Here is a 19,260-nt window from a genome sequence, read left to right on the forward strand (position 1 = left end):
CAGTCATCGCCACCGATGCCCGGTGACGGATCACGTTCCCCCAGACGGCGCATAGTAGTGATCAATCACTCCAAAAGGAAGTTGCCCCGCCAGTGCGGCGAGTGCCGCAATTACCCGTCATTCGTCCTCAATCAGACGATGCCGACATGCACCGGTCCCCGCGGTCCCCTAGAGTCGTGCCCCGTGCCTGACTTCAACGACGCGTCGGCGACACATCGGCTCGCACCCGGACATCACACCGTCGACATCGATTCCACCTGGGCGGTCGGTGACGTGCCGAACGGCGGCTACCTGCTCGCCATGATGCTGCGTGCCGCGCTGGCGGAGGCGGCACACCCGCATCCGGTGAGCACCACGGCGCACTTTCTCACACCGCCGACCTCCGGACCCGCGGACGTCCACGTCACGGTGCTGCGCACCGGCCGCACCATCGAGACGCTGCGGGTGAGTCTCCTGCAGGAGGAGACACCCAGGGTCGAGCTGGTGGTGACCGTGAGCACCCTCACCCGCTCGGCGCCGGTCGAGTGGGTCGGCCCGCTGCCCGAGGCGGTCGCGCCGGTCGACGACTGCGTCCCGGCGGTCGTCGACCTGCCGGACGGCACCCACGTCGGCCTGCTCGAGCACGTCGACATCCGGCTCGACCCGCAGACGCTCGGCTGGTTCTCCGGCCGCCCGGCGGGGCAGCTGTCCATGCGCGGGCACGTGCGCCTCGCCGACGGGACACAGCCGGACCCGGTCGTGCTGGCCCTCGCCGTCGACGCTCTACCGCCGACGGTGTTCGGCCTCGGCCGGCTGGGCTGGGCGCCGACGGTCGAACTGTCCGTGCTCACCCGGGGGCTGCCCGCGCCGGGATGGCTGACGGTCCACCTGCGGGGGCGGCTGGTCCGCGACGGATGGTTCGACGAGGAAGCCGAGGTGTACGACGCCGAGGGTGCGCTGGTCGCGCAGTCGCGACAGCTCGCGCGCATCCGCGTGACCTGACGTGTAGCAGAGGCGTGCGCCTCTACTCGCGTACCAGCCACAGCGCACCGCCGGCCACATCGGTGAGGTCGACCTCGGCCGCATCCGGGCCGGCTCCCACCCGCACGGTGGCCGACGCCACCGCCCGGCGCCGGTCGACGACCTCGATGCGCTGGTCGAGCCCGATGCCCTGGGCGGAGAAGTAGCGCAACAGAGCAGGGTCGGCATCGGAGACACGCGCCACGACGCCCGCCTCACCCCGCCCGAACAGCTCGAGCGGCAGCGCAGCGGGACGCACGACGGTGCCGTCGGGACGCGGGATCGGATCGCCGTGCGGATCACGGTCGGGATCACCGAGACGCGCGGCCATCCGCTGGAGCAGCCGGTCGGACACCACGTGCTCGAGCCGCTCGGCCTCGTCGTGCACCTCGTCCCAGGTGTAACCGAGCTCGGCCACCAGATAGGTCTCGACCAGCCGGTGCCGGCGCAGCATCCGCAGGGCCAGCACGGTCCCCTCGCCGGTGAGCGCCACCGGTCCGTACGGCTCGTGCGTCACCAGGCCCCGTTCCCGAAGCCGGCGGACCATCTCGGAGACGGTGGGCGCGCCCACACCCAGGCGCTCACGCAGCGACGAGACGGTGACCTCGGCGGCATGCCACTCCGTGGCCGCGTAGACCACCTTGAGGCAGTCCTCCGCCGCCACCGACACGTCACCGGGCTGCTCGACGACCACGACGCCACCGTAGGCCAACTCGTCACGCGCCGGTGAGCGTGAGCCACAGCAGCGCGATGTTCAGGGTGACCACCACGACCGCGATCACCGCCGCCAGGAGCGTCGTCAGCCGCGTGTTCGCCCACGCGCCCATGACCGACCGGCGCGCCGTGAGGACGACCAGCGGCACCACCGCGAACGGGATGCCGAACGACAGCACCACCTGGGACAGGACCAGCATCCAGGTCGGCTCCGCGCCGGTGCCCAGGATCAGCACCGCCGGTGTGAGCGTGATCGTACGCCGCAGCAGCAGCGGTATCCGCCGCAGCAGCAGCCCTTCCATGATCACCGCGCCGGCGTAGCAGCCCACCGAGGTCGAGGCCAGCCCCGAGACCAGCAACCCCACGGCGAACAGCGCTCCCACGACCACCCCGAGCCGCGCGTCGACGGCGGCGTGCGCGCCCGCGATGGTGTCGGTGTCGTCGGCGCCACGCAGCGCCGCGGCGGCCGACAGCAGCATCGCGATGTTGACCCCACCCGCGACGACCATCGCCACGCCGACGTCCAGCCTGGTGGCCGCCAGGATCCGTCCAAGCCGACCGGCGTCGTCGCTGGCGCCGAACCGGTCCCGCGCGAGTGCCGAGTGCAGGTAGACGACGTGCGGCATGACGGTCGCCCCGAACATGCCGGCGGCGAGCAGCACGGTCTCGGTGCCGTCGAACCGCGGGACCAGCCCGCCGGCCACGTCACCGGCGTCCGGGGGTGCGACGACCAGCCCCGCGACGAACCCGACGGCGATGACGACCAGCGCGAAGGTGATCACGCGCTCGAACATGCGCTGCCCGCCCCGGTTCTGCACCGACAGCATCGCCATCGACACCACGCCGGTGATCACGCCGCCCAGCGGGAGCGGCACGCCGAACAGCAGGCGCAGCGCGATCGCACCGCCGACCACCTCGGCGATGTCGGTCGCGACGGCCACGACCTCCGCCTGCAGCCAGTAGGCGATCCGCCCGCCCCGAGGCATCCGCTCGCGCAGGACCTGCGGCAGCGACTCCCCCGTGACGACGCCCAGCTTCGCGGACAGGTACTGCACCAGCCCCGCCATCGCCGTCGCCAGCGCCAGCACCCAGACGAGCAGGTATCCGTAGCCGGCACCGGCGGACAGGTTGGTGGCGACGTTACCCGGGTCGACGTAGGCGACCGCGGCCACGAAGGCCGGACCGAGCAGGCTCAGGCCGAGCCCGTGGGGGCGGCGGCGAGGAGGCCGGCCGCCGGCGCCGTCGGAGGCCGGAGTGTCGCCGGGCCGGGTTTCGGAGGGTCGAACAGATTTTTTCGGTGGGCCGAACTCACCGGAACGCATCCGTGCCCTCACCTTCCCGCCTACTCCGCCCGTCTGCCGCGTTCACGGCAACGATGGCGCGTCGCTGCGCTGCGAGCAAGCCCGTGCCGAACCGGCAGCCGACATCGTGTCTCGATGTCCTGCCCAGATGGCTGAAAGTCGCTGTCGCACCGCGGTCCCTGACCGGCAGAATGTCGGATCAGACAGCACTCACATCTGGAGACGCCCATGACAACTGGCACGACGCGGCCGGCGTCCATCTGGGCGGCGCTCGCCACCGTCTACGTCGTCTGGGGCTCGACCTACCTCGCGATCCGGGTCGTGGTCGAGGCGGACATCCCGCCGCTGGCCGGCATGGGCACCAGGTTCCTGGTCGCCGGCACGATCCTGGCGGCGTTCATCGCGTTCCGGCACGGACCGGCCCGGCTCCGGGTGAGCGCCCGTGAGCTGCGCGGCGCCGCCTTCATGGGGATCATGCTGCTCGTCTTCGGCAACGGGGTCGTCGCCATCGCGGAACAGACCGTCCCCAGCGGCCTGACCGCCCTGATCGTCGCGGCGATCCCGCTGTGGTTCGTGCTGTTCCGGGTCGCCGGCGGTGAACGACCGCGCACGACGACCTGGTTCGGCGTGCTGATCGGGCTCGGCGGCGTCGCGGGCGTCAGCCTCCCCCGAGGCGGGCTGGACGGCGTCGAGACGTGGGGCATCCTGCTGCTGATCCTCGCGCCGCTGTCGTGGGCGACCGGGTCATACCTGTCGCCGCGCCTGGGCCTGCCCCGCGACGCGCTGGTGACGTCCGCCTACGAGATGCTGGTCGCAGGGGCGGTGATGACCACCGTCTCAGTGATCTCCGGTGAAGCCGCCGATCTCGACGTGACGAGCGTCCCGGCGCGCGGATGGATCGCCCTGGCCTATCTCGTGCTGATCGGTTCGCTGCTCGGATACACCGCGTACAGCTTCGCTCTCGCGCACGCGCCGCTGTCGCTGGTGGGCACGTACGCGTACGTCAACCCGGTGGTCGCGGTACTGCTCGGCTGGGCGATCCTCGACGAGACCGTCACCTCCGTCGTCGTCGGCGGCGGGGCCCTGGTGATCGGCGGGGTCGCGCTGGTGGTCAGCGGCGAACGACCCGCCGGGCCGGCCGGCCCTCGTCGGCGACGAGAGACGGCCGGCCCGGCGGTACCGCTCAAGCGTGCTCGAGCTCGAGCCCGCCGCGGTTGACGTCGCGGACCGCGCCACTGCTCTGCGGGACCACCCGCACCGACCGCAGCGCGTTGTCGTAGGCGTCCATCGCCGAGTCGGTCCGGCCCAGGTCGCGGTACAGGTCCGCGAGCTCGCGCCAGGCCGCCGCGGCCACCCGCGTCGCGCCCATCGACTCGAGCATCGACGCGGCGAGCACGGCCTCGCGGATGCTGCCGTCGACGTCGCCCTGTGCGCGCACGATGCGCGCCAGCGTGAGCCGGGCCAGAGCGGCGCCGACCCGCGGCTGGTCACCCAGTTCGCGCAGCGACTCGTCGACCGCGGCCTTGGCCTCGTCGAGCCGCCCGAGCAGCGCGAGAGCGTCGGCACGGTGCTTGTGGTACGCGGCCACGTCCACGCTGCCGCCGTAGCGCTTGATGCTCTCGGCCACGCCGTCGAGGATGTCCAGAGCCTCTTGCGCCTTCGGCTCGGTGCCCTGGAGCAGCAGCCACGCGTGCGCCACCTTGAGCCGGGCGAGGTTCCGCAGGTCGTCACCCTCGCCGAACATCGCCAGTGCGCGATCGACGAGGTTGAGCGCGAGCGCAAGCTCACCGCGCGACTCCGCGACCAGGGACGCGTTCCAGTACGCCGCGCCGCGGGTGTGCGGAGCGCCGATCTTGTCCGCCGCCGCGACGAGCTCCGCCGACAGCGACTTCGAACGGACGAGGTCGCCACGGCTCTGGTACGCGCCGAGAACGGTGCACCCGAGCCGGATGTACTCGTCGGTGCTCTCGAGACCGAGGTCGCCGGCGGCCCGGCGCGCCTCCTCGCCGACCTGGATCGCCATGTCGAAGTCGCCCGCGCGGTCGTAGCAACGCGTCAGCGCGATGGCGACGTCGAGCCAGGACTGCACCTCGGGGCTCTGCCGTGCCTCGTCGGCGAGCTCGTTGAGCAGTTCGATGGCGCCTTCGAGGTCGCCGTTGCGCTCGCGGGCGTTGGCCCGGCCGAGCCGGGCCTGCCGGTCCTGCTCGTCGTTGAGGCCGGGGTCACCCATGAGCTCGGTGAACTGCTGGTAGGCCTCTTCGGCACGGCCCTCACGCAGCGCCACCTCGGCGCGGCCCAGGGCGAGCCGGGCGCGGGTGCGCACGGACGCGTCCACCCCGTCGCGGAGATATTCGACGTCGATGCGCAGCCTTTCGGCGATGTGCGCAAGCGCCGAGGCCGCCGGCTGACGGCGGCCGCTCTCGACGAGCGAGACGTAGCTCGGCGACAACATGCCCTCGGCGATCTCGGCCTGGGAAAGGCCGAGCTCCAACCGGCGGGATCGGATACGCTGCCCGACGGGCGTCGGAAGCGGCGCCTCGTCCACTGTTGCTGGCTGGTCATCTGTCATGACAGTATTGGACAACAGTCAGTCACAATTTGCCACCCCCGAATAGCTACTTGAGGAGTTCGATCAAGGATGGGACGTGTCAAGCGAGTAGCCGCCGCCATCGCTACGACGTTCGCCATCATGTTCGCCGTGGCCGCTCCCGCAGCGGCGACGACGTCCACGCCTGACGAACCGGGCATGTACTGCTGCTGATCCGGCAGTCCTAGTGCCGCATGGACGGCATCCGGCGTCTCGCCCCCCGAACGCTGGATGCCGTCCATGCTCTGTCCGCGCGCACTGACGCGTGGTTCCACGTCGGCGCTGATGTGTGATGTCTCACATCAGCGTTTCGGGGTGGCTCACCGGCCCTGCCGCCGGGCTATGGCCAGTCCGAGGCCAGCTGGATGAAGCGGTCGTTGGCCTCCTGCTCGCCGATGGTGACGCGGCACCCCTCGCCGGCGAACGGCCGCACCACCAGCCCGTGCGCCTCGCAGTGGGCGGCGAAGTCCGTGGTCCGCTCGCCCAGTGCCAGCCAGACGAAGTTGGCGTGGGTCACCGGCACGTCCCAACCCTGCGACAGCAGCGCTTCCCGGACCCGCGTCCGTTCGGCCACCAGCGCCTCCACCCGCTCCAGCAGCGCGTCCTCGTGTGCCAGCGACTCGACGGCCGCGCGCTGGGCCACGCCGGAGACCCCGAACGGCACCGCCGTCTTCCGCAGCGCGTCCGCCACCCGCTCGTGCGCGACCGCGTACCCGACACGCAGGCCGGCCAGGCCGTACGCCTTCGAGAAGGTCCGCAGCACGCACACGTTCGGGTGCTCGCGGTACAGCGCGAGCCCGTCCGCGCCGTCCGGGTCACGGACGAACTCGCGGTACGCCTCGTCCACGACCACCAGCACGTCCTCGGGCACCCGGCGCACGAACGCGGCCAGCTCGTCGTGGCCGACCACCGGGCCGGTGGGGTTGTTGGGGCTGCACACCAGCACCAGCCGGGTCCGGTCGGTGACGGCGGCGGCCATCGCGTCGAGGTCGTGCCGCGCACCCGGCGCCAGGGGCACCCGCACGGACCGCGCTCCGGAGATGCCCACCACGATCGGGTAGGCCTCGAACGAGCGCCAGGCGTAGACGACCTCGTCGCCCTCGCCGGTCGTCGCCTGCACTATCTGCTGCAGCACGCCGACGCTGCCGGTACCGGTCGCCAGGTGCTCGGGCGGGACGCCGAGCCGGTCGGCCAACACGGCGACCAGGCCGGAGGCGAACATGTCCGGATAGCGGTTCATCTCGGCGGCCGCCGACACCGCCGCCTCGACCACGCCGGGCAGCGGCGGATACGGGTTCTCGTTGGACGACACCTTGAAGGCGGGGCGCTCGCCGGACGCCGGCGCGGGGCGTCCCGGCCGGTACGAGGGCAGCTCGTCGAGCGCCGAGCGCAGCTGCACCGGGCGCGGCGCGTCCGGCGTGGAGTCCGGGCGGTCGGTGAATCGGGTCATGCCCGTGCACGATAGCCGGTCCCGCGGCGGCGCTCCGATGTGTACGCTCGGCGTCCGTGATCTCCTTCCTCGTGCGCCTGATCGTGAACGGCCTCGCTCTGTGGGTCGCCACCGAAATCGTCGACGGCGTGACTGTCTCCTCTGACAGCACGTCGAACCAGGTCATCACATTGCTTGTCGTGGCGCTGATCTTCGCGCTCGTCAATGCGGTGATCAAACCGGTCGTGCAGCTTCTCTCGCTGCCATTACTGATCTTGACCCTCGGGTTGTTCACGCTTGTCGTGAATGCCCTGATGTTCTGGCTGACCTCGTGGATCGCCGACCAACTCGACGTCGGCTTCCATGTCGACGGGTTCTTCTGGGAAGCGGTCCTGGGAGCGTTGGTCGTCTCGTTCGTCAGTTGGCTGCTGAACCTGTTGTTGCCGGGCTGACCGAGCACAGGACCCCCGCGCGAGCTCCGAAACATTTTCGCGCACAAAGGTTGCGTCAGGCACCTTCCGTGACGGGGACATGTTCTGTACCTTTGGTACGGCATCCCGCACGACGACGAAGCGTCTTCCTACCGGAGGCGTGACGGGGGTCGTTGTGCCCTGAACAAGCGTGGGCATGGTGAACATATGACGCTGGGCTATACCTCCGTCGGCTCGGTCCTGACCGAGCAACCCCCGTCCAACCACCAGCCGGACACGTCGCCCGGCCGCAGCTACAAGCCGAGCCGCCCGGTCCCGATGGCCGTCACGACACCACCCGGGTATCCCGAGCCGGATTCCAACCGGCATGCGCTGCCCGGGTTCGACCAGTACGAGGTCGTCTACGACGATCAACACGGCAACCCGATGCTCGCCTTCGCCGACGGGCAATGGTTCGACGTGACGTCGCTGTCCCCGCGTCCGGTCTCGGTGCGGCACGCGCTGCGCCGCGATCCGGCCTGGTCCGGCGCCGTCGTGCAGACCATCTGCCTGTGGATGCGGAGCAACCCCCGCCACGAGCGCTCGTTCGACCTGGCCACCGAGTTGGCTCTGGCGGTCGGCGAACTGGCGCGCCAGCGCCGTTGACCGGCAGTCTGGAACCGTGACAGAACCCACTCCCGACGTACACCTGTGTGTCGTCTGCACCGGAAACATCTGCCGATCACCGATAGCCGAGTTCGTGCTCCGCGACCGCCTGCGCGAGGCCGGCCTCGGCGCGCGGGTCTCGGTCGACTCCGCCGGCACCGGTGCCTGGCACCTCGGTGACCCGGCCGACCGCAGGGCCCTGGACGTGCTCCAACGGCACGGTTACGACGGCAGCGCCCACCGCGCCCGCCAGTTCCGTGCCGAGTGGTTCGCCAGCACCGATCTCGTCCTTGCCATGGACCGTGACCATCTGGCCCATCTGCACGCACTGGCACCCGATGCGGCGGCCCGCGCCAGCATCCAGCTGTTCCGGGCCTACGATGTCGACGCGCTCACCGGCGGGGACCTCGACGTCCCGGACCCGTACTTCGACGACCACGCGTCGTTCGAGCGGGTGCTGTCCATGGTCGAGTCCGCGGCCGCCGGCATCGTCGGCACGCTTCGCAACGAGCTCACCGTCGCCGAGGCGGAAGGTGGTGAGCCCGGTCGAGGCTGACCCGCTCGCCCGCCTGCTGGACGTGCCGGTGGCGTCGGCGACCTCCGTCGGCGGGGGTTCGATCTGTGACGCTCGCCGCGCGCGCTTGAGCGACGGCCGCACGATCTTCGTCAAGACCCGCGCGTCGGCACCGGCCGGCTTCTTCAGCTCCGAGGTCAACGGTCTCGAACGGCTCGGCGCGGCGCGTCAGGGCGCGGCGGTCCCACGCGTCCTGGCCCACGACGACGAATGCCTCGTCCTCGAGTGGATCGCCACCGGGGTGCCGTCGGTCCAGGCGGCGGAGCGGTTCGGTCGCGCGCTCGCCGCGACCCACCGCCACGGCGCCGATCGGTTCGGCTCCGCGGACGGCGACGGCTGGATCGCCACGTTGCCGTTGCCGGGCGGCCCCTGGGAGTCCTGGCCGCGGATGTGGGTGCAGGGGCGCATCGAGCCGTACCTGCGGATGGCTCGTAAGGCCGGCGCGATCGACAAGCGCTCGGCCGCGGACGTCGAGCGGGTCATCGAAGACATCGACCGGCTGGCCGGACCGGCCGAGCCGCCGTCGATGCTGCACGGCGACCTGTGGGCCGGAAACGTCCTCTGGGCCGAGGACGGCACCAACTACCTCATCGACCCGGCGGCCCACGGCGGCCACCGTGAGACCGACCTGGCGATGCTGGCCCTGTTCGGCCTCCCCCACCTCGACCGGGTACTGGCCGCCTACCACGAGGCCTCCCCGCTGGCGGACGGCTGGCGGGAGCGCACTGCACTGCACCAGTTGCATCCCGTGCTGGTGCACGCGGTACTCTTCGGCGGCTCGTACGGCGCCCAAGCCGGACAACTGGCGCGACTCGCCCTACGCGGCGGCTGACCCCGCGATCGCCGCGGCGCCATGACCTTGCCGTCGGCGTTTGACCTTGTCGTGAGGTCGGGGTTTCTACTGAGGGTGTGCGTATCGGAGAGTCCACCCTGGGGTGGACGACGTACCTCCACACCGAGAATGACCACCACGGAGGCGTCGACCCGATAGGTTCGCACCGGACCATTGACCGATCGGGAGAATCGATGATCACCGCGCAGTCACTCCGCAAACGCTACGGCGACAAAGTCGCCGTGGACGACCTGTCGTTCGAGGTCCAACCAGGCCTCGTGACCGGCTTTCTCGGCCCGAACGGGGCCGGCAAGTCGACGACGATGCGCCTCATGCTCGACCTCGACCACGGCTCCGGCGAGACACTCTTCGACGGCCGCAGGTTCGACACCATCCGGCACCCGATGCGCGAGATCGGCGCCGTGCTGGAAGCCAAGTCCTTCCATCCGACCCGTACCGCACGCAACCACCTGCGCATGCTCGCCGCGGGCTCGGCGCTGCCGGCGTCGCGCGCCGACGAGGTGCTCGAGTTCGTGGGACTCACCGAGGTGCGGAACAAGAAACCCAGCGGCTTCTCGCTGGGGATGGCGCAGCGGCTCGGGCTCGCCCAGGCGCTGCTCGGCGACCCCTCCACGCTCATCCTCGACGAACCGGCGAACGGCCTCGACCCGCACGGCATCCACTGGCTGCGCGACGTCCTGAAGTCGCTGGCCGCGCAGGGACGCACCATCTTCGTCTCCAGCCACCTGTTGTCCGAGATGTCGCTGATGGCCGACGAGCTCGTCGTCATCGGCCGTGGTTCCATGATCTACAACGGTGACGTGGACGGCTTCGTGAAGCGATTCACCCAGTCCACCGTGCGGGTCAAGACGCCGGACGCGTCCGAGTTCGTCGAGACGCTGCGCGGCATGGGAGCGACGGTGGACACCGTCCCGGACGGCGACCTGATGGTCTCCGGGGTGGACGCACCCACCATCGGCGATCGTGCCCACGACGACGGCATCAGACTGCACGAACTGGCGACCCAGACGGCGTCCCTGGAGACCGCATTCATCTCCGCCACCGGGGCCTCCGAGGAGTACGTCGCGCACGAAGTCAACGAGGAGACGACGAACATGCTCACCGAGCCGTCCGCGGCCGACGACACGAACCGCGGAGGTGCGGCGTGACCGACGCACTGCGCTTCGAATGGGTGCGCATCCGCACCCTGCGCTCGACCTATTGGCTCATCGCTCTCGGCCTGGTCATCACCGCCGGGGTGGCGCTCATCATCGCCATCGCCCAGCGCGACGACGCCGTCGATGCCCAGCTCGCCACGTCGGTTCTCACCGGCGGCGCGGAGTTCGCGACGTTCATCCCGATCTTCATGGCGATCATCGGGATCTTCGCCACCGGACACGAGTACCGCCACGGCACGATCCAGCCGACGCTGACCGCGATACCGCAGCGCTCGCGGTTGCTTCTGGCCAAGATCATCGTCGTGGCCGTGACGGCCGTCATCGTCGTGGCGCTCTCGGTGCTGATCAACCTGGTCATCGGGATGATCTTCTGGGGCGAGGCGCCGACTCTCGAGTCCCCGTTCACCGACGCCGTCGTCGGCTACTTCGTCCTGGTGGTGCTGTACGCCATCCTCGGGCTGGCCCTGGCGCAGCTGTTCCGCGGGGTGCCGTCGGCGCTGGTCGTGCTGCTGGTGACGCCACTTCTCGTCGAGAGCCTGATCTCCGGGCTGTCGCTGGTCCCGGCGCTCGACTGGCTGCAGCCGGCGCTGAAGTTCCTGCCGTTCTCCGCCGGTTCACGCCTACTGGCGACCCAGCCGTACGACCCGCAGGGCGGCCCGGAGTTCGACTACCTGGACCGCTGGGCCTCCGGCGGGGTGTTCGCGGTGTTCGTCGCGATCATCCTGGTGATCGCCTGGACCCTGTTCAAGAAGCGCGACGCCTGACGCCTCGAAAATGATCACGTTCACCATGGAGTTCCCTGCGTCACCACCCCTGCAAGCCTGGTGACGCAGGGAGAATCCTGGTGATGTGCCCCTAGGCCGTGTCTCCTTATTGGTGTAGCCAGATGGTGATGGCGGCGAGCGTGACTCCTCCTCGGTAGGTGATGGCGAGTTTGTCGTAGCGGGTGGCCAGGCCGCGCCATTGTTTGAGCAGGTTGAAGCCGCGTTCGACGACGTTGCGTCCGCGGTAGGCGTCGCGGTCGTAGGTCACCGGCCGGCCACCGTCGCGGCCGCGGCGTTTGCGGTGTCCTTGCTGGTCGGACGGTTCGGGGATCACGGTTTTGATGCGGCGCTGGCGCAGCAGGGCACGGTTGGCGCGGGAGGAGTAGGCCTTGTCGGCCAGGACCGCGTCGGGTCGGGTGCGCGGTCGGCCGGCGCCGAGGCGGGGCACCGTGATCGCAGCCAGCAGGTGGGAGAACATCGGCGAGTCACCGCCCTGTCCGGAGCCGAGCAGGATCACCAGCGGGCGGCCGCGCCCGTCGCAGACGTGGTGGATCTTCGTGGACAATCCGCCGCGAGAGCGGCCCAGAGCGTGATCAACCGGCTCGACGAGCAGATTCGTGTGATTCCACAGTTCCCCCTGTGTCCCTCGCCAGGGTGGCCGAGTGCTGGTGCGCCCGGTTGATCGTCGAGTCCACACTCACCATCCAGTCCAGCTCACCAGCCGCGTCGGCCTCGGCCAGCAACCGGGTGTGGATCCTGTCGTAGGTCCCATCGCTGCTGAACCGACGGTGTCGCTTCCACACCGTCTGCCACGGCCCGAACGACGGCGGCAGGTCCCGCCACGCGATCCCAGTCCGGAACCGGTAGATGATCCCCTCCAGCACCTGCCGATGCTCGCGGAACGGGCGCCCCCGCTGCCCCTGCGACGACGGCATCAACGGCTCGATCCGCGCCCACTGATCATCGGTCAACAACGCCTCACGCGACATGCGCCCAACAATCCCGACTCACACCGCCAAGCTTTTGGAGACACGCCCTAGACCCGGACGAGCCCCTCCGCCGTCCGGAACGTCACCGACATCACTCCCGGCGGACCGGAGGGAGCCACCCACTCGACGTCGACGTCGTCGAGCGGGTGGCTCTCCGGCTCGCCGAGCCAGTCGGACACGCGATGCGGGTCGCCGGCGATCTCGATGCTGACCAGCCGGACGTCGTCAGCTCCCTTGGACGGATGCTCGGCCCGATCGGACTCCCAGTGCACGAAGAACGGCAGCTGCGGGTCGTTCATCAGGCCCTTGACCCCGATCTGCTTCCACAGCAGCTCGAAACCGTCGGGCCGCTTCCGGTTCCCCTGCACGGCCGCGCGACCCAGCCGCGTCTCGACCGGCGCGAGATCGTCGACCGCCACCACCCAGCCCAGCCAGCCGCCGCCCGTCTCCGAACGCGCCCGCACCGCCTGGCCGAACGGGACGTCGTCGGCCGCCGGATGGTCGAGCACACCGACGACCTCGAGATAGTGCCCGTCCGCCAGCGGGAGCACCCGGTTGCGAGTACCGAAGCGCGGGTGAATGCCGCCGTCGACGAGCTCGGCACCGAGCCGGTCCGCCAATGCCCGCGCCGTACCGTCGAGGCCGTCCGGTCCTGCCGCGTACGAGACGTGATCGAGACGCATCCGTGCATCGTGACAGCACTCCGGCCGGTCGGCCACCCGAGTGCTACGCGGCGCGGCTCAGGACAGCAGGTCGACCGTCGCGCCGACACCACGCTGTTCCGCCTGCACGTAAGCTTCCCAGGCCAGCGCAAGGTCCTGCCAGGGCAGCCCGACCGGTGCGTAGACCGTCCGCTGGTCCGCGGCCGTTCGACCCGGATGCCCGCCACACAGCACCGTCCCGACGGTGGTGTCCAGGGTCGACGGCGCCAGCCCGGACGACGCCAGCACGCCTGCCGTCGCCGCCAGGTCCCGGTCGTCGACGACGAGCAGCGCGGACTCGAGCAGGTCCGGCCCCAACTCCTGCTTCCCCGCTTCGTCGGCCCCGAGCGAGGTGAGGTGCTGGCCTGGGACCGTGTCCGCGAGATGCAGCAGGGGCGAACGGGACCAGGTGGCGAGCACGACGATGTCGGCGACGGCGGCGACCCGCGCGGGTGACTCGTACACGTTCCCGCCGTGCCGGGCCGCGAAGGCGTCGGCACGGGCCGGGTCACTGTCGTACACGGCGAGACCGGCGAACCGCCGCATACCGCGCAGGCCACGTAGCACCAGCTCGGCCTGCGCTCCTGCGCCGACGACCCCGAGCGTCGCCTGCCCGTCCGGATCGTCCACGCTCAGGGCGTCGGTCGCCAGCGCGGCCGCGAGCCCGGTGCGCCACGCGGTCACCGTTCCCGAGTCCAGTAGCGCGAGCAGCCGCCCGTCACTGCCGTGCAGGCAGATCACGCCGCGCAGCGCGGGCGCCGACGCGGGGAACTTCGCGTTGACCTTCACCGTGTAGGCGTCGATTCCGGGGAGCACCCCCGGCACCAGTGCGACCGCCGACCCCGCGAACGGCAGCTCGGCACTCACCTTCCGCGCCGGCACGGGCGGGGAGGCGTCGCTCCGGAAGCCGTCACGCAGCGCCGTGACACACACCTGCGGGTCCAGGACGGCCAGCAGATCGGACCGGGTCAGCACCCGCGTCGGGCCGGGCACCGTCGGGCCGGCCGCCGTCACCCTCGCCCTGCCGCCCGCAGCCGCTGCGCGAGGCGGCGAGCTGCCGACTCCGGGTCCGCCGCCTCGGTGATGGCGCGGACGACGACGGCCCGGCGTGCGCCCGCGTCGATCACCGCGTCCACGGTCGTCTCGTCGACTCCGCCGATGGCGAACCACGGCGTCGCCGGAGACGTGCGCGCCACCGTCTCGACAGTGTCGAGGCCGACGGCCGGTCGTCCCTGTTTGGTCGGCGTCGGCCAGACCGGGCCGACACAGAAGTAGTCGATCTCGTTGTCTGCCTCGGCCGCGGCGGCCTGTTCGGGCGAGTGTGTGGACCGCCCAAGCATCACGTCGTCGCCGAGTAGCTGTCGCGACGCCGGTACCGGCAGGTCCGTCTGACCGGTGTGGAACACGTCCGCGGCCGCGAGCAGCGCGAGGTCCGCCCGGTCGTTGACCGCCACGAGTGCGTCGTGCTCGGCCGCGACGCCGCGGACGATCTCGTGTGCCGCCAGCTCGTCCGCGGCGTCGAGTGTCTTGTCGCGCAGCTGGACGATGTCGACGCCGCCGGCCAGCGCCGCGTGCAGGAACGACTCGAGGTCCGCACGGTCACGCCGGGCATCGGTGCACAGGTACAGGCGGGCCTCGGCCAGGCGCCTGCGCCGGGACTCACCGGACATCACGCTCATGCCGCCGAGTCTCGCACGCGGCCCGTCGAGGCGGGCGCCATCCGGCCCCGCCCGGCTCGCGCGCTACCGTTGGGAGTGCACGGGAGCCCGCGGCCGGCGGGCTGAGAGGGCCGAGCGCGGCCGACCGTCAACGACCTGATCTGGGTGATGCCAGCGAAGGGAGCACGATGATGCCGGGCCAGTCGGTCGACGTGGCCGTCGTCGGCTGCGGTGTGATCGCAGCGGCCGTCGCCTGGCGGCTCGCCCGGGACGGCGCGAGCGTCCGGTGCCTCGACCCGTCCCCGGGTGACGGCGCGACGCACGCCGCCGCCGGCATGCTGGGCGCGGTCGCCGAGGCGGACTTCGGCGAACACGACCTCACCGCGATGAACGTCGAGTCGGCGCGGCGGTGGCCCGCGTTCGCGGCCGAGCTGGAGGCCGCCTCCGGACGGTCCACGGGTATCCGCAGCGACGGGACCCTGACGCTCGCCTACGACTCCGGCGACCGCCAGCAACTGCAGCGGCTGCTGCAGCTGCGCCGCCGGTGGGGCCTGGACGTCACCGAGATCACCGTCGACGAGGCGCGCCGCACCGAACCGCTGCTCGGCCCACGGCTCGCCGGCGCGCTCTGGGCTCCGGGGGACCATCAGGTCGACGCCCGGCGCGTCCACGACGCGCTGCTGCGGGTGCTCGACGCGAACGGCGTCAGTGTGCTCCGCCGGCGCGTCGCCCGCCTGGACCGCGCACCCGGCGGCTCGGTCACCGGCGTGATCGACGACGCGGGCGAGCGCCACGTCGCGGGGTCCGTCGTGCTCGCGGCCGGGTGTGGCAGCCGTGCCCTGACCCGCGACCTCCCGGAGTTGGACGTGCCGGTCCGCCCGGTGAAGGGACAGGTGCTACGACTGGACGCGGACGCGGACCCGACGGTGTCGCTCGAGCACGTCGTGCGGGGCTACGTCCAGGCCCGCCCGGTCTACCTCGTCCCCCGGTCCGGCGAGATCGTCGTCGGCGCGACCAGCGAGGAGCAGCCGGACGACGGACTGGTGACCGCCGGCGGCGTGTTCGCCGTGCTGCGCGACGCGCGCGCTCTCGTCCCCGGCATCGACGAGCTCCCGGTCCGGGACCTGACCGCGCGCGCCCGGCCCGCGACGCCGGACAACCTGCCCATGATCGGCCCTTCCGGCGTCGACGGCCTCGTCCTGGCCACCGGGCACTATCGCAACGGCATCCTGCTCACGCCGCTCACCGCCGCGGCGATCGCCGCGCACCTCGACGGCTCCGGGGTCCCGCCGGTGCTGGCGCCCGCGGACCCGAGCCGATTCGCCCCGGTGACACCCGCACCTTCCGGAGGATGATCATGGCGACACAGTTGACCGTCAACGGCACGGACGTCGAGTTCGACGAACCCGCGACACTCGACGACGTCGTCGCCCGCACGCTGACGAAGCCGGACGGCACGTTCAGCGACCGCGGGATCGCGGTCGCCGTCAACCACACCGTGATCCCTCGTGCCGACTGGCCGGACACGACGATCGGACACGGCGACTCGGTCGAGATCATCACCGCGGTCCAGGGAGGCTGACATGGGTGTGACGGACAGCGCGGACGACCCGCTGGTCATCGCGGGCGAGGCACTGGGCTCGCGGCTGATCATGGGGACCGGGGGCGCGCCGAGCCTCACCGGCCTCGAAGCCGCGCTGCGCGAGTCCGGAACCGAGCTGACGACGGTGGCGCTGCGGCGGGTGCAGGCCGGCGGTGAAGGATCGATCTGGGAACTGCTGCAGCGCAACCGCATCCGCGCGCTGCCCAACACCGCGGGATGTTTCACCGCCGCGGATGCCGTGCTCACGGCGAAGCTCGGACGCGAGGCGTGCGCGACCGACTGGGTGAAACTCGAGGTCATCGCCGACGACGTGTCGCTGCTGCCGGACCCGGTCGAGCTCGTCTCCGCCGCCCGCACGCTGGTCGACGACGGCTTCACCGTGCTGCCGTACACGAACGACGACCCGATTCTGGCGCGCAAGCTCGCCGATGCGGGTTGCGCCGCCGTGATGCCGCTCGGCGCGCCGATCGGCACCGGGCTGGGGATCCTCAACCCGCGCAACATCGCCGCGATCGTCGACGACGCGACGGTTCCGGTGATCCTCGATGCCGGCGTGGGCACCGCCTCGGACGCCGCCACCGCGATGGAGCTCGGATGCGACGGCGTCCTGCTGGCGACCGCGGTGACGCGCGCCGGCGACCCGGTACGGATGGCACGGGCGATGCGCGCGGCGGTGTCCGCCGGACGGGACGCGCGGCTGGCCGGACGGATCCCGAGACGCGAAGAGGCCCTGGCGTCGTCACCGGCCGACGGACGGGTCAACCTCGACCTCGCCTTGTGAACGGCGCGGCACGTCGCCGCGTGTCCCGGCCTGCGGACCTGCCCGGCCTTCGCTATCCTCGAGACGAGGTGGTTCTATGGCCGGCACCGTGGTTCCGCTGCAACGGGCGCAACCTCCGCAGCAGGCACGCGAGAAGAAGGCGCTCGTGACGCGCCTGGACTTCCTCCGCGAGACCGCTGTCAACAAGGTCGCCGAGCTCGACTCGGCTCAGGCCGTCCGGACCTCCGTACCGCCCAGTACGCTCACGCCGGCCGGAGTGGTCCGGCACCTGATGGGCATCGAACGTCGGTGGTTCGCCATCGACTTCGCGGCGTCGGATGTCCCCGCGCCGTGGACCGACGACGGAGCGGGCGGCTTCGCGCTCGAACCGGGCGAGACGGTGGTCGGGGTCGTCCGGTCCTACCTCGCCGAATGCGCGCGCTCGAACGAGATCATCGCGACCCATGATCTGGACGACGTCGCACAGGGCGAGGGCCTGGACTTCGACCTGCGCTACGCCGTCATCCATCTGATCGAGGAGACGGCACGGCACTGTGGTCACCTGGACCTGCTTCGTGAGGCCATAGACGGCCGCGTCGGCCAGTGACCGCCTCAGGTCATGTTGACCGCGACGTACTTCGTCTCGAGGTACTCCTCGATGCCCTCCTCGCCGCCCTCACGTCCGAACCCACTCGACTTGACCCCGCCGAACGGCGCCGCCGGGTTGGACACGAGACCGGAGTTCAAGCCGACCATGCCCACCTCGAGCCGTTCGCAGACACGCAGCGCACGCTGCAGGTCCCGGGTGTAGACGTAGCCCACCAGGCCGTACTCGGTGTCGTTGGCCTGTGCCAGCGCCTCGTCCTCGGTGCCGAACGTCGTCACCGGCGCCACCGGGCCGAAGACCTCTTCGGACATGATGCGCGCACCGAGCGGGACGCCACCGAGAACGGTGGGCAGATAGAAGTGCCCGGCCTCGCCCCAGCGGTCGGCGCCGGTGACCACCCGGGCGCCGGCATCGACCGCGTCAGCCACCAGGGATTCCACGGTCTCGCGCTGCGCAGCGCTGACCAACGGGCCGACGTCGACGTCGGGCTCGGTGCCGCGGCCCAGGGTCAACGCGGACATCCGCTCCGCGAGCCGGCTGGTGAACTCGTCCGCGACGGACTCGTGGACGTGGAACCGGTTGGCCGCCGTGCACGCCTCGCCGATGTTGCGCATCTTCGCCAGCATCGCCCCGTCGACGGCGGCGTCGAGATCGGCGTCGTCGAACACGAGGAACGGGGCGTTGCCGCCGAGCTCCATGGACACGCGCAGCACCTGCGGTGCTGACTGTTCGACCAGGCTCCGGCCCACGTGCGTCGAGCCGGTGAACGACAGCTTGCGCAGCCGCGGGTCACGCAGCAACGGGCCGACGAGCTCGGAACTGGACGTGGTCGGCACGACGTTCAGCACACCGTCCGGCAGGCCGGCGGCACGCAGGACAGACCCGAGGGCGAGCATCGACAGCGGTGTCAGCCCGGCGGGCTTGACCACCATGGTGCACCCCGCCGCGACCGCCGGGCCGATCTTCCGGGTTCCCATGGCCAGCGGGAAGTTCCAGGGGGTGATGAACAACGACGGGCCCACCGGCTGTTTCATCGTCAACAGCCGGCTGCCGCCGGCGGGAGCGGTCGAGTACCGTCCGGAGACGCGGACGGCCTCTTCGGCGAACCAGCGGAAGAACTCCGCGCCGTAGCGGATCTCCGCCCGGGACTCGTCCAGCGACTTGCCCATCTCGAGCGTCATCAGCAGCGCCAGCTCGTCGACCCGCTCGGTGATCAGCTCGTAGGCCGCGCGGAGCACCTCGCCACGGGTCCGCGGTGGTGTGTCCGCCCACGACCGCTGCGCGGCGTCGGCCGCGGCGAGCGCGTCGGCGCCGTCATCGGGTGTCGCGTCGGCCACCGTGGCGATGGTCTCGCCGGTCGCCGGATCGAGCACGTCGAACCGCCGACGAGACGCACTCTCGCGCCACTGCCCACCTACGAGGAGATCCGTCGGGGTCGCATCCAGGAGCGCTCGCTCGGTGTCGGTCGTCATGTGATCATTACTACCC

At 71.0% G+C, this 19,260-nt stretch carries 22 protein-coding genes and 1 riboswitch; of the genes, 13 read left to right on the forward strand and 9 right to left on the reverse strand.

Annotated features, from left to right (window positions below):
• The first annotated feature begins 183 nt into the window (after positions 1 to 183).
• The gene (locus tag CLV30_RS01640; protein WP_165358402.1) at positions 184 to 981 is read left to right on the forward strand and encodes a thioesterase family protein; all 798 of its coding nucleotides are present in this window, start codon (positions 184 to 186) and stop codon (positions 979 to 981) included.
• 22 nt (positions 982 to 1,003) lie between these two features.
• Here CLV30_RS01640 and CLV30_RS01645 read toward each other — a convergent pair whose 3' ends face one another.
• Complete coding sequence (locus CLV30_RS01645) at positions 1,004 to 1,693, reverse strand: metal-dependent transcriptional regulator (RefSeq protein ID WP_240723131.1); 690 nt, start codon at positions 1,691 to 1,693, stop codon at positions 1,004 to 1,006.
• 22 nt (positions 1,694 to 1,715) lie between these two features.
• Positions 1,716 to 3,035, reverse strand: coding sequence for an Nramp family divalent metal transporter (locus CLV30_RS01650; RefSeq protein WP_106535427.1), 1,320 nt, complete (start codon positions 3,033 to 3,035; stop codon positions 1,716 to 1,718).
• 207 nt (positions 3,036 to 3,242) lie between these two features.
• Between CLV30_RS01650 and CLV30_RS01655 the strand changes: the two genes are divergently transcribed.
• Positions 3,243 to 4,232 (forward strand): EamA family transporter, encoded by a 990-nt coding sequence (locus tag CLV30_RS01655; protein ID WP_106535428.1) that lies wholly within the window; start codon positions 3,243 to 3,245, stop codon positions 4,230 to 4,232.
• Here the strand turns inward: CLV30_RS01655 and CLV30_RS01660 are convergent.
• Entirely contained in the window at positions 4,198 to 5,583 is a 1,386-nt protein-coding gene (locus tag CLV30_RS01660; protein ID WP_106535429.1) for a helix-turn-helix domain-containing protein, read from the reverse strand. The genes CLV30_RS01655 and CLV30_RS01660 overlap by 35 nt on opposite strands.
• Positions 5,584 to 5,652: 69 nt before the next feature.
• On the opposite strand from CLV30_RS01660, the gene CLV30_RS27455 reads away from it, so the two are divergent.
• On the forward strand, positions 5,653 to 5,775 hold the full coding sequence (locus CLV30_RS27455) for a hypothetical protein (protein ID WP_276319971.1): 123 nt from the start codon (positions 5,653 to 5,655) through the stop codon (positions 5,773 to 5,775).
• Between the two features lie 166 nt (positions 5,776 to 5,941).
• On the opposite strand, the gene hisC is transcribed toward CLV30_RS27455, so the two are convergent.
• A complete protein-coding gene (hisC, locus tag CLV30_RS01665; protein ID WP_106535430.1) occupies positions 5,942 to 7,051 on the reverse strand; it encodes a histidinol-phosphate transaminase in 1,110 nt (369 codons plus the stop codon).
• 56 nt (positions 7,052 to 7,107) lie between these two features.
• On the opposite strand from hisC, the gene CLV30_RS01670 reads away from it, so the two are divergent.
• The 6 genes from CLV30_RS01670 (at position 7,108) to CLV30_RS01695 (ending at position 11,454) form a co-directional block, all read left to right on the forward strand.
• Positions 7,108 to 7,482 carry a phage holin family protein gene (locus CLV30_RS01670; protein WP_106535431.1) on the forward strand — a complete coding sequence of 125 codons (375 nt, stop codon included), beginning with the start codon at positions 7,108 to 7,110 and terminating at the stop codon, positions 7,480 to 7,482.
• Positions 7,483 to 7,668: 186 nt separating this feature from the next.
• Positions 7,669 to 8,106, forward strand: coding sequence for a hypothetical protein (locus tag CLV30_RS01675; RefSeq protein WP_106535432.1), 438 nt, complete (start codon positions 7,669 to 7,671; stop codon positions 8,104 to 8,106).
• Between the two features lie 16 nt (positions 8,107 to 8,122).
• Positions 8,123 to 8,662, forward strand: a complete 540-nt coding sequence (locus tag CLV30_RS01680) for a low molecular weight protein-tyrosine-phosphatase (protein WP_205740366.1) — start codon at positions 8,123 to 8,125, stop codon at positions 8,660 to 8,662.
• On the forward strand, positions 8,643 to 9,512 hold the full coding sequence (locus tag CLV30_RS01685; protein ID WP_205740367.1) for a fructosamine kinase family protein: 870 nt from the start codon (positions 8,643 to 8,645) through the stop codon (positions 9,510 to 9,512). The genes CLV30_RS01680 and CLV30_RS01685 overlap by 20 nt, the downstream gene beginning before the upstream one ends.
• 194 nt (positions 9,513 to 9,706) lie before the next feature.
• A complete protein-coding gene (locus CLV30_RS01690) occupies positions 9,707 to 10,681 on the forward strand; it encodes an ABC transporter ATP-binding protein (protein WP_106535433.1) in 975 nt (324 codons plus the stop codon).
• Positions 10,678 to 11,454, forward strand: a complete 777-nt coding sequence (locus tag CLV30_RS01695) for an ABC transporter permease (protein ID WP_165358403.1) — start codon at positions 10,678 to 10,680, stop codon at positions 11,452 to 11,454. Before CLV30_RS01690 ends, CLV30_RS01695 begins: the two co-directional genes overlap by 4 nt.
• Positions 11,455 to 11,560: 106 nt before the next feature.
• On the opposite strand, the gene CLV30_RS01700 is transcribed toward CLV30_RS01695, so the two are convergent.
• The 4 genes from CLV30_RS01700 to thiE all read right to left on the reverse strand — a co-directional run bounded on the left by CLV30_RS01700 (position 11,561) and on the right by thiE (position 14,823).
• Positions 11,561 to 12,443 (reverse strand): IS5 family transposase gene (locus CLV30_RS01700; protein ID WP_420841942.1). Its coding sequence is split into 2 segments (ribosomal slippage): positions 11,561 to 12,059 and positions 12,058 to 12,443, totalling 885 coding nucleotides; the frame shifts between segments, so codons are not numbered across the junction.
• A gap of 47 nt (positions 12,444 to 12,490) precedes the next feature.
• On the reverse strand, positions 12,491 to 13,126 hold the full coding sequence (locus CLV30_RS01705; protein ID WP_106535435.1) for a VOC family protein: 636 nt from the start codon (positions 13,124 to 13,126) through the stop codon (positions 12,491 to 12,493).
• Positions 13,127 to 13,183: 57 nt separating this feature from the next.
• Complete coding sequence (locus tag CLV30_RS01710) at positions 13,184 to 14,158, reverse strand: ornithine cyclodeaminase family protein (RefSeq protein WP_205740368.1); 975 nt, start codon at positions 14,156 to 14,158, stop codon at positions 13,184 to 13,186.
• Positions 14,155 to 14,823, reverse strand: a complete 669-nt coding sequence (thiE, locus tag CLV30_RS01715) for a thiamine phosphate synthase (RefSeq protein ID WP_106535436.1) — start codon at positions 14,821 to 14,823, stop codon at positions 14,155 to 14,157. Before thiE ends, CLV30_RS01710 begins: the two co-directional genes overlap by 4 nt.
• Before the next feature lie 69 nt (positions 14,824 to 14,892).
• Positions 14,893 to 15,002: riboswitch (TPP riboswitch) on the forward strand.
• On the opposite strand from thiE, the gene thiO reads away from it, so the two are divergent.
• From thiO to CLV30_RS01735, 4 genes are all read left to right on the forward strand, one after another.
• Positions 14,994 to 16,157 carry a glycine oxidase ThiO gene (gene thiO, locus CLV30_RS01720; protein ID WP_205740369.1) on the forward strand — a complete coding sequence of 388 codons (1,164 nt, stop codon included), beginning with the start codon at positions 14,994 to 14,996 and terminating at the stop codon, positions 16,155 to 16,157. Its footprint overlaps the riboswitch before it by 9 nt.
• Positions 16,158 to 16,159: 2 nt before the next feature.
• Positions 16,160 to 16,384 (forward strand): sulfur carrier protein ThiS, encoded by a 225-nt coding sequence (thiS, locus tag CLV30_RS01725; RefSeq protein ID WP_106535437.1) that lies wholly within the window; start codon positions 16,160 to 16,162, stop codon positions 16,382 to 16,384.
• Position 16,385: 1 nt separating this feature from the next.
• On the forward strand, positions 16,386 to 17,186 hold the full coding sequence (locus CLV30_RS01730) for a thiazole synthase (protein WP_106535438.1): 801 nt from the start codon (positions 16,386 to 16,388) through the stop codon (positions 17,184 to 17,186).
• Positions 17,187 to 17,262: 76 nt separating this feature from the next.
• Complete coding sequence (locus CLV30_RS01735; protein WP_106535439.1) at positions 17,263 to 17,772, forward strand: DinB family protein; 510 nt, start codon at positions 17,263 to 17,265, stop codon at positions 17,770 to 17,772.
• Positions 17,773 to 17,777: 5 nt separating this feature from the next.
• Here the strand turns inward: CLV30_RS01735 and CLV30_RS01740 are convergent, their stop codons facing one another.
• Positions 17,778 to 19,244 carry an NAD-dependent succinate-semialdehyde dehydrogenase gene (locus CLV30_RS01740; RefSeq protein WP_106535440.1) on the reverse strand — a complete coding sequence of 489 codons (1,467 nt, stop codon included), beginning with the start codon at positions 19,242 to 19,244 and terminating at the stop codon, positions 17,778 to 17,780.
• Positions 19,245 to 19,260 lie beyond the last annotated feature (16 nt).

It is taken from the genome of Haloactinopolyspora alba (assembly GCF_003014555.1).
In the GTDB taxonomy this organism is placed as follows: domain Bacteria; phylum Actinomycetota; class Actinomycetes; order Jiangellales; family Jiangellaceae; genus Haloactinopolyspora; species Haloactinopolyspora alba.